Raw genomic sequence first — 9,019 nt, forward strand, 5'->3', positions numbered from 1 at the left:
GGGAGTGAAGAACCGGGTTAATAGGGCCCCACCCTCGAGCGGCGGAGCCGCTCCAAAATCACAGCCCGACCCTTGGCGGAGGCGTCGATCCGAACCCCTTCTTCGCGGTGGGATCGCTTCAACCCACCTCCCCAAACCCTCGGCAGAGCGGTCGCTCCAAACCCCCCTTCGCGGGAAGGGCCGCTTCAACCCACCTCCCCCACCCTTCACGAAGAGGTCGCTCCGAACCCCCTCTTCGCAGAGAAACCGCCTCAACCCACCTCCCCAACCCTCACCAGAGCGGTCGCTCCACCCCCCTTCACGGAAGGGCCGCCTCAACCCACCCCCCACCCGTCCTCGAAGCAACGGAGCCGCTCCAACTATCATTACCTGCGGTGTGCCGGGAAGTCTGGTCGGCGAAGTTGGTGCGCGCCCGCGGCAGGTGATTCCGCCCGGGCGGGTGCGGTAGTTGTCCGTCGACCGGAAGGTTTCCCGTGCTCAGTCGCCCACAGTCGGAACTCGCCAGGTATCTCCGGACCGAAACCGTCGGCGGCTCACTGCTGCTGATCGCGGCTGCGGTGGCGTTGCTCTGGGTGAACTCTCCGTGGGGCGATGCTTACACAACCCTGTCGGACACCCATCTGCCGATCCCGCCGCTGCATCTGGATCTGACCGTCGCCGAATGGGCCAAGGACGGTCTGCTCGCCATCTTCTTCTTCGTCGCCGGGCTCGAACTGAAACGCGAGCTCGTGGTCGGTGAACTCGCGGACCCGAAGCGGGCCGCGCTGCCGATCATCGCCGCCGTCGGCGGCGTGGTGACCCCGGCGATCATCGCCTATTGCGTGGGGTTCGGCGTGGAGGGGATGGATCGGGGCTGGGCCATCCCGGTCGCCACCGATATCGCCTTCGCGCTCGCCGTACTGGCCATGACCGGTTCCCGGATCCCGGCCAGCGCGCGTGTTTTCCTGCTCAGTCTCGCCGTGGTGGACGACCTCATGGCGATAGCGCTCATCGCCGTCCTCTTCACGACCGGCCTGGCCTTCACCTGGCTGCTGGCCGCGCTGGCCTGCTGCGCGGCCTGGTGGTTCGCCCAGAAGCGGCGGTGGACCTCGCCGTTGATCTATATCGCGATCGGGCTCGTGTGCTGGTATGCCCTGCACGAAGCGCATATCCACCCCACAATCGCCGGGGTGGCCTGCGGTCTGCTCACCCGCGTGCGGCCAGATGAGGGGGAACACGAGGCTCCGGCCACCCGCTGGGAGCACCGGGTCCAGCCGATCTCGGCCGGCCTGTGCGTTCCACTGTTCGCACTGTTCGCCTCCGGGGTGCCGTTCAACACCGAGGTGCTCGGCGACCTGTTCACCGAACGACTGTCGCTGGCCATCATTCTCGGCCTGCTGTTCGGGAAGACCATCGGAATCTTCGGTATCAGCTGGACCGCCATCCGCCTCGGTATCGCCAAACGTCCCGCATATCTGGGGTATCGGGATATGTTCGCCCTGTCGGTACTCGGCGCGATCGGGTTCACCGTTAGCCTGCTCGTGGCAGAACTGGCGCTCGAGGATTACCCGGCTTCCGCGGAACTGGCCAAGGCCGCGGTCCTGGTGACCTCCATGGGCGCATCGCTGGCGGGTTCGGCGCTACTGTTGCGGCGTGGGCGTGTCCACCAAGCACGGCGGGACGCGGATGCGCTAGAACCAGAACAGTAGGACCGACCAGGTTCGGACAGGGAGAGGGTCGACGACGTGAGTGTCACACAGGGCGGTAACGGAGACGGTGCACGAGGCGCGGTCACCTCGATACCGCTGTCGGAGATCGACCCGCACGGATCGGCCAGCTTCGGCAGCCTGGTCCGCGACGCCTCCGAACAGGTCTCCACCCTGGTTCGAGCCGAAGTGGCGCTAGCGAAAGCCGAGGTCACCGGCGAGATCAAGAAGGGCCTGCAGGGCAGCGTCTTCTTCATCACCGCGCTCACCGTCCTGCTTTTCAGCAGTTTCTTCTTCTTCTTCGCCGTCGCCGAGACCCTGGACATCTGGCTCACCCGGTGGGCCGCGTTCTGGATCGTTTTCGCGCTCATGATCCTGGTGACGGTGCTGCTGGCACTGCTGGGCTGGCGCAAGGTGAAACGCCTGCGGGCACCGGAGAAGACCATCGATTCGCTCAAGCAGACCCGCACCGTGCTGCCGTCGGGATTCGGCAGCCACGACGAGGCGGTCGCGCTCGACAAGTCGCCGCGGTAGGCGGGTCAGGAACAGGACACGACCCGGCGTTAACTACGCTCGGTCGACGTGGCGTCGAACAATGCACCGGACCCGTCCAGCGTCCGCTATGACGGTTCCTGGGCACACCGTGATGTGCACGCCAACGGTATCCGCCTGCACGTGGCGAGCGCCGCACCCGCGGACCCGGAAGCGCCGCTGGTCGTGCTGCTGCACGGGTTCGCCGATTTCTGGTGGTCGTGGCGCCATCAGCTGACAGCGCTGGCCGAACTCGGTTACCACGCGGTCGCGGTGGATCTGCGCGGCTACGGCGACAGCGATAAACCGCCCCGGGGCTACGACGGCTGGACGCTGGCCGGTGATATCGCCGGACTGATCCGCGCACTCGGCTACAGCGATGCCACCCTGGTCGGGCACGCCGACGGCGGCCTGGTGTGCTGGGCGACCGCTGTTCTGCATCCGCGGCTGGTCCGGTCGATCGCGGTGGTCTCCTCGCCGCATCCGGCGGCGCTGAAGAGTTCGGTGCTGCGCGATAACGCCCAGCGCCGGACCTGGCTGCCGGATTTCCTGCGGGCCCAGCCGCCACGGCTGCCCGAGCACCGGCTCACCCGCCGGGACGGGCACGGCGCCGCCGAGGTGCTGCACCGCCGTGGCTCGGACTCCTGGGCGGCCACAGCCGACTTCGCCGACACCGTAGGCCGGATGCGTTCGGCCATCCGGATCCCCGGCGCGGCGCATTGCGCCCTGGAATACAAGCGCTGGGCGTTCCGCAGCCAATGGCGGCCCGACGGCCGCCGGTTCATGGCCGTGATGCGACGGCCGATCGATATCCCGGTGGTGTCGATGCGCGGCGAATTCGACCGCTACATCCTGCCCGCCACCGTGCATCGCGGCCCGCAGCTGTCGCCGCGACGGCGGGTGGTCACCATCCGGGACGCCGCGCATTTCGCGCATCAGGAGAACCCGGACGCTGTCACCGCCGAAATCGCCAAACTCCTGGCCGTACACGGCGAACCCCGGCGCCCCGGCGCCTGACCCGATCGGGGCCCGTGAGCACGCCCTCCACCGAGCGGGGCCCATGGGCACAGCCTCCACCGCGCCCACGCCTCCCTTTGTCAGCTGAGCACGCAGGGTCCGGTGGCGACCGCATCGGTGGACGACGGCGCGGCGGTGATCCGCTGGCGGACCTCGTCGAGCGTGAGGACATATCCGGTGTCGTCGTCGGTGACCGCGGCGCCGAACACCACACCCAGCACCTGGCCCTCGGTATCCACCAGCGGGCCGCCCGAATTACCGGCCCGCACCTGACCGCGCACGGTGTACACCTCGCGCTCGACGGTTCCGTCCCGATAGATGGTGGGCCCGCTCAGATCCAGCGTCTCCCGGACCCGTGCCGCACTCGCCGTGTACCGGCCGCCGCCGGGATAACCCAGCACGATCGCACTCTCACCGGAACTCGCCGGCTCCGGCGCCTGCGGGATGACGGGCGCGGTCAGCCCCGGCACCGCGAGGACCGCGATATCCATCGACGGATCGAATTCCACCACCGACGCGTCCAGCGGGCCGGCCGCCGAATCCACGGTAACACTGGTTGTTCCGGCCACCACGTGCGCGTTGGTCATCACCCGCTCCGGGGAGATCACGAAACCCGAACCCTCCAGGGCCCGCTGGCAACTCGGTGCGACACCGCGGATACGTAGCACGCTCTGCTGTAGCGAACCCGCGACCGTGCTGGCCAGCACGCTGGGATCCGGCGGTTCCACCGCGGCGATCGGGGCGCGGCCGAACGGGCCGATCACATCCGGCAGCCCCGAGGTGTTCAGCAGTTTGGAGAACTCGTTCGGCAACTGACGCAACCAGTCCGGCGCGACCCGGTTGACATCGGCGAGCACCCGCGACCCGTTGATCGCGGCGGCGATCGCGGGCTGCGAGGAGGTCGCCAGCGGCAACGCCAGCAGCCACGCGGTCACCAGCACCGCGCCGGTCTGCAAGACCGCGCCCACGGCGCTGTCGGCGCCCCGCGCGAAGGGGTGACGCATCCCGCTGCGCGCCGCCCGGCCCAGCACCATGCCGGCCACCTCGCCGACGATAACCAGCGCCACGATGAGCAGCACACCCGCCAGGACGCGACTGCGGCCCTCGTCGATATGCACGAGAATATGGGGTGCGATCAGGATTCCGGCGACCGCGCCGAGTACCACCCCGAGAAAAGCCAGCGCCGACGCCACCGCCCCCTGCCGCCATCCGGAGGAGGCGGCCAGCAGGGCCAATATGACAACAGCTATATCGAGCCACGCCGAGGAGCTCACAACACCATCCCCACGGCGGCCAAGGCCTGTTCCAGATCACGCACGTCGGTTCGGTCCCATTCCGATTCCCAGCCCAGTGAAGTCACGAGTCCGGCCAGTATGCCGCCGGTCAGTCCCCAGACCAACATTCCGTCCACCTGGAACGCCGGACCGTGGTAGCCGAGACTACTGCGCACCAGGAAGCGATTTGCGGGATCCAGCAGTTCCGACATCGGAACCCGCACCACCCGATCGGTTTCCGCCCGGTCCACCACACGCACCTCGCTGGGCGCGCGCCAGTACGCGACGACCGGTGTCACATCGAACCGGGACGGCGGTACGAACAGTTTCGGCAGCGTCGTCAGCGGCTGCACCCCGGAACGGTCGAGTCCCGTCTCCTCCCAGGCCTCCCGCAGCGCGGTATCGACCGGACCCTCGTCGCCGGGATCGACGGCGCCGCCGGGGAACGCTACCTGGCCGCGATGCTGGCGCATCGTCGAGGCGCGCTGGGTCAGCAGCACCTCCGCGTCGGCGGGGAGGCCGCCGGGGCCGTCCGGATCGCCGCCGGGGTCGCCGGAGAACAGCACCAGCACAGCGGCCTGACGGACCTTCCCGGCCAGGGTGCGGCGCAGTGCGCGCGCCCGGCCGAGGGTGTCGGAGAAATCGGGCTGCGCCGGTCCCGCCACCCCGTCGAGCCAGGGTGGCACATCTTCCTCGGTCAAGGAGTCTCCCTCGAAGCGGTTACATGCGATCCGCGGCGGCCGAAGCGGAGGCGGAGGTATCGCATCACGGAGTCTCCCTCGAAGCGCCTACATGCGATCCGCGGGGGCCGAAGCGGTCGCGGGCGTATCGCCTCACGCGGAAACTCCCAGCGCGCCGGACACGGTGCCGGCGATATCGGTGACATCGCGGAACGGCCGCGCGACGTAGTCGGCGATCGACCCGTCCGGACGTACCAGCACGGTGATGGGCAGGGCGGTGGGCGCGTTCGCCGCCGCGCGGACGCTGGCATCGGGGTCTTGCATACCGGGTAGCCGCAGCTCCGGGCGACCCCGGGCGCGCAGATCCTCGTTCAGCGCGGCCAGCAGCGACAGCGCCTTGGCCTCGTCCGGATCACTGTGCACCGTCACCACCCGCACCGCGTCCCCGGCGCGATCCGCGTATTCCTGGAACAGCGGCAGTTCGGTCCGGCAGGGCTCGCACCAGTACGCCCACAGGTTGAGCACCAGCGGCCGGCCGGTGAGGTCTCCTGGCCCGGCGGGGGCGCCGTCGGCCAGGCAGCTCAGCACCAGTCCCGCCAGTGGCCCGGCCGCGGGCGCGGTGGGGCTCTCGGCGGGGCAGTCCGCCACACCCGACTGCTGCCGCAGCGCGGGGTCGATCTGCCGCGTGGGTTGCGGTGGGGCACCGGTTCCGGCGGTCTCCGAACCGCCGCGTGGCCACAGCGCGACCGCCGCGGCCAAGGCCACCACGACAACCGTCAACGCCCATTTCCAGAAAACCGGTATCCGGTTCACCGGCCCACCAGGTCGAGCAGATGCGCCGCCTCGGGGCCTTTCACCAAAGCCGCGGCCGTTTCGGGATCGGTCGGCCCGGCACCGAAAGACGGGCAGTCCTTGGCCAGGACACATACCCCGCATGCCGGTTTCCGGGAATGGCAGACGCGACGCCCGTGAAAGATCACCCGATGCGACAGCATCGTCCATTCCTTGCGTTCGATCAGTTCCCCCACCGCGTGCTCGACCTTCACCGGATCTTCTTCCGCCGTCCATTCCCAGCGGCGCACCAACCGGCCGAAATGGGTGTCGACGGTGATTCCCGGAACACCGAAAGCATTTCCCAGAATCACATTGGCCGTTTTGCGGCCGATGCCCGGTAACCGGACCAATTCGGCCATCGTGTGAGGTAATTCACCGTCGTACTGCTCGAGCAGCGCCTGCCCGAGGCCGATGAGTGAATTCGCTTTGTTGCGGAAGAAACCTGTGGGCCGGATGAGTTCCTCCAGCTCCGTGCGGTTCGCCTCGGCGTAGGCACGGGCATCGGGATAGGCGGCGAACAGCGCGGGAGTGGTCATGTTCACTCTCACGTCGGTGCACTGGGCGGACAGGATCGTGGCCACCGCGAGTTCGAGCGGGGTGGTGAAATCCAGCTCGCAGTGCGCGTCGGGGAAAGCACGCGCCAGCATCCGGTTCATACGGCGGGCCCGGCGCACCAGACCCAAACGGGTTTCCGCCGGTCGGGAACCGGTTTTCCGATTCCGGCCCCCGCCTGTGGCCGACCGCGCGGAGGCCGCCTCGGCAGCGCCGGAAACACCGCTTCCGGCGGTATCGGAGGGGGAGATTCGCACCCGTCCACCATACGGAACCGTCCGACAACGTTGCCTTGTCAGTTCTACTCCCGTATTCCATCTGAGACCTCGAGCGTGTTTACTACCCGGCATGCAAGGACTCGCTGTGGTGCTCTTCCCAGTGGTGTTGATGCTGTTCGCACTCGGCATGGAACGGGTGGAGAACCGGCTTCGCAAACTTATCGAGCCCGACGAGGAAGTCCAGGCCTACCTGGACAAAGCCAGCAACGCCGAGGTCAACGAGCTAACCAGGCTCGGACTACCGGCGGCGGTCGCGCGTATACGCCGCCGCCGTAACCGCAATGAGGAGGCCGGGGAGAACCTCGACATCGCTCGCGCGAGCTGATCGGCTCCGCGCGGGCCCGTACACGCCCATCGGGGCGGCCGATACCCCACCGCGGCCCGACCCCGGTTAACCTTCCTTACGTGGTGTCTGTCACTGCGCGCCGACCGGCCGCGTAGACTGCACTGTCGGTCGAACCGCTTCGGTCCGCCGACGACTACAGCCATTTTCCTAAGGAGCACATTCGTGGACGAGGCCCTCGCCAGAGCAGGCATCTTCCAAGGCGTTGAGCCCACCGCGGTGGCTGCGCTCGCCAAACAGCTGAACCCCGTGGATTTCCCCCGCGGCCATGTCATCTTCAACGAGGGCGAACCGGGCGACCGGCTGTACATCATCACGTCCGGCAAGGTGAAGCTCGGTCGGCGTTCCCCCGATGGCCGGGAGAACCTGCTGACGATCATGGGCCCGTCGGATATGTTCGGCGAACTCTCCATCTTCGATCCCGGCCCGCGTACCTCCACCGCCACCACGGTGACCGAGGTCCGCGCGGTCACCATGGACCGTGATGCGCTCAAGGCCTGGATCGATCAGCGCCCGGAGATCGCCGAACAGCTGCTGCGAGTACTCGCCCGCCGGCTGCGCCGCACCAACAACAATCTCGCGGACCTGATCTTCACCGACGTTCCCGGCCGTGTCGCCAAGGCGCTGCTGCAGCTCGCGCAGCGTTTCGGTACCCAGGAGGCCGGTGCGCTGCGAGTCACCCACGACCTCACCCAGGAGGAGATCGCCCAGCTCGTGGGTGCTTCCCGGGAGACCGTCAACAAGGCACTCGCCGATTTCGCGCACCGCGGCTGGCTGCGCCTCGAGGGCAAGAGTGTGCTGATCTCCGATTCCGAGCGGCTGGCCCGCCGCGCCCGCTGACGCTCCCCGTACCGGGAGCCGTGACCGAGTCCGGCCGCATGCGCCGGTCGGGCCCGGTGACGGACTCCCCGGTACGGCCGGCCGCCGCTCGGGGAGTCCCGCCTCGGCTCAGTTCTGTGTGTCCCGCTCCGACCGCAGATACGTCAGCTGGGATTCCACCGAACTGCGCGCGGCCGGCCACAGGCTTTCGTCGACGTCCGAGTAGACCTTGCGCACGACCGCCATGGCGTCGGCGTCGGCACCGAGCTCGTCCAGCGCGGCCCGGACCTGCGCCAGCCGTTCCCGGCGGTGCGCGATGTAGTACCGGGCGACCGGTTCCAGATCGGGGTGATCCGGCCCGTGTGCGGGCAGCAGCGCCCGTCCGGCGCCCGCTTCGAGCAGACGGTCCATCGACTCCAGATAGTCGCGCAGGGTGCCGTCACGGTCCAGCACGGTGGTCCCACGCCCGAGGATCGTGTCACCACTGAGCACCGCGTCGGGGAGCAGGAAGCTCACCGAATCGGCGGTATGGCCCGGAGTGTGCAGCACGGCGATCCGCAGTCCGGCCGCTTCGATCGACTCACCGTCGGTCAGCGGTGCGACATCGCCGCGCAGGAACTCCGGTTCCATGGCGCGGACCGGGGTCCCGGTCAGCCGGACCAGCTCGTCGATACCGCCGGTGTGGTCGGGATGCCGATGGGTGACGAGTGTCAGCGCGACCGCACCGCCGGTGACTTCGGCGATCCGCGCGATATGCGCGGGATCGTCCGGGCCGGGATCGACGACCACACAGTCCGGCCGGCCGGGCGCCCGCAGGATCCAGGTGTTGGTCCCGTCCAGGGTCATCGGGCCCGGATTATCCGCGAGCAGCACCGACGCCGAGGTGGTCACCTCACGCAGCTGTCCGTAGGCGGGGTGGGTGAGTGTCATCCGCGACACCTCCAGTTCGAAAGCAGCACAGTCGAATCTACGGGCCGGCGGGCCCGGCCGGATCCGGCCGGGCCCG

At 68.5% G+C, this 9,019-nt stretch carries 10 protein-coding genes; 5 read left to right on the forward strand and 5 right to left on the reverse strand.

Annotated elements, in window-relative coordinates:
* Positions 1-473 precede the first annotated feature (473 nt).
* The 3 genes from nhaA to AB0F41_RS31055 are packed head-to-tail and all read left to right on the forward strand — an operon-like array spanning position 474 to position 3,233.
* On the forward strand, positions 474-1,688 hold the full coding sequence (nhaA, locus tag AB0F41_RS31045; protein ID WP_357430060.1) for a Na+/H+ antiporter NhaA: 1,215 nt from the start codon (positions 474-476) through the stop codon (positions 1,686-1,688).
* A gap of 36 nt (positions 1,689-1,724) precedes the next feature.
* The gene (locus AB0F41_RS31050; protein WP_357430062.1) at positions 1,725-2,219 is read left to right on the forward strand and encodes a phage holin family protein; all 495 of its coding nucleotides are present in this window, start codon (positions 1,725-1,727) and stop codon (positions 2,217-2,219) included.
* A gap of 48 nt (positions 2,220-2,267) precedes the next feature.
* Positions 2,268-3,233, forward strand: coding sequence for an alpha/beta hydrolase (locus AB0F41_RS31055; protein ID WP_357430064.1), 966 nt, complete (start codon positions 2,268-2,270; stop codon positions 3,231-3,233).
* A gap of 80 nt (positions 3,234-3,313) precedes the next feature.
* Here the strand turns inward: AB0F41_RS31055 and AB0F41_RS31060 are convergent, their stop codons facing one another.
* From AB0F41_RS31060 to nth, 4 genes are all read right to left on the reverse strand, one after another.
* Complete coding sequence (locus tag AB0F41_RS31060) at positions 3,314-4,507, reverse strand: MarP family serine protease (protein WP_357430066.1); 1,194 nt, start codon at positions 4,505-4,507, stop codon at positions 3,314-3,316.
* A complete protein-coding gene (locus tag AB0F41_RS31065) occupies positions 4,504-5,208 on the reverse strand; it encodes a CoA pyrophosphatase (protein WP_357430068.1) in 705 nt (234 codons plus the stop codon). Before AB0F41_RS31065 ends, AB0F41_RS31060 begins: the two co-directional genes overlap by 4 nt.
* A 132-nt stretch (positions 5,209-5,340) precedes the next feature.
* Complete coding sequence (locus AB0F41_RS31070) at positions 5,341-6,000, reverse strand: TlpA disulfide reductase family protein (RefSeq protein ID WP_357430070.1); 660 nt, start codon at positions 5,998-6,000, stop codon at positions 5,341-5,343.
* Positions 5,997-6,704: an endonuclease III gene (nth, locus tag AB0F41_RS31075; protein WP_357430072.1), complete on the reverse strand. Its 708-nt coding sequence runs from the start codon at positions 6,702-6,704 to the stop codon at positions 5,997-5,999. The genes AB0F41_RS31070 and nth overlap by 4 nt, the downstream gene beginning before the upstream one ends.
* A 217-nt stretch (positions 6,705-6,921) precedes the next feature.
* On the opposite strand from nth, the gene AB0F41_RS31080 reads away from it, so the two are divergent.
* Positions 6,922-7,176: a hypothetical protein gene (locus AB0F41_RS31080; RefSeq protein ID WP_357430074.1), complete on the forward strand. Its 255-nt coding sequence runs from the start codon at positions 6,922-6,924 to the stop codon at positions 7,174-7,176.
* A gap of 183 nt (positions 7,177-7,359) precedes the next feature.
* The gene (locus AB0F41_RS31085; protein ID WP_357430076.1) at positions 7,360-8,034 is read left to right on the forward strand and encodes a Crp/Fnr family transcriptional regulator; all 675 of its coding nucleotides are present in this window, start codon (positions 7,360-7,362) and stop codon (positions 8,032-8,034) included.
* Positions 8,035-8,142: 108 nt separating this feature from the next.
* Here AB0F41_RS31085 and AB0F41_RS31090 read toward each other — a convergent pair whose 3' ends face one another.
* Entirely contained in the window at positions 8,143-8,943 is an 801-nt protein-coding gene (locus tag AB0F41_RS31090) for an MBL fold metallo-hydrolase (protein WP_357430078.1), read from the reverse strand.
* Between the last annotated feature and the right edge of the window lie 76 nt (positions 8,944-9,019).

It is taken from the genome of Nocardia sp. NPDC024068 (genome assembly GCF_040638875.1).
GTDB lineage: Bacteria > Actinomycetota > Actinomycetes > Mycobacteriales > Mycobacteriaceae > Nocardia.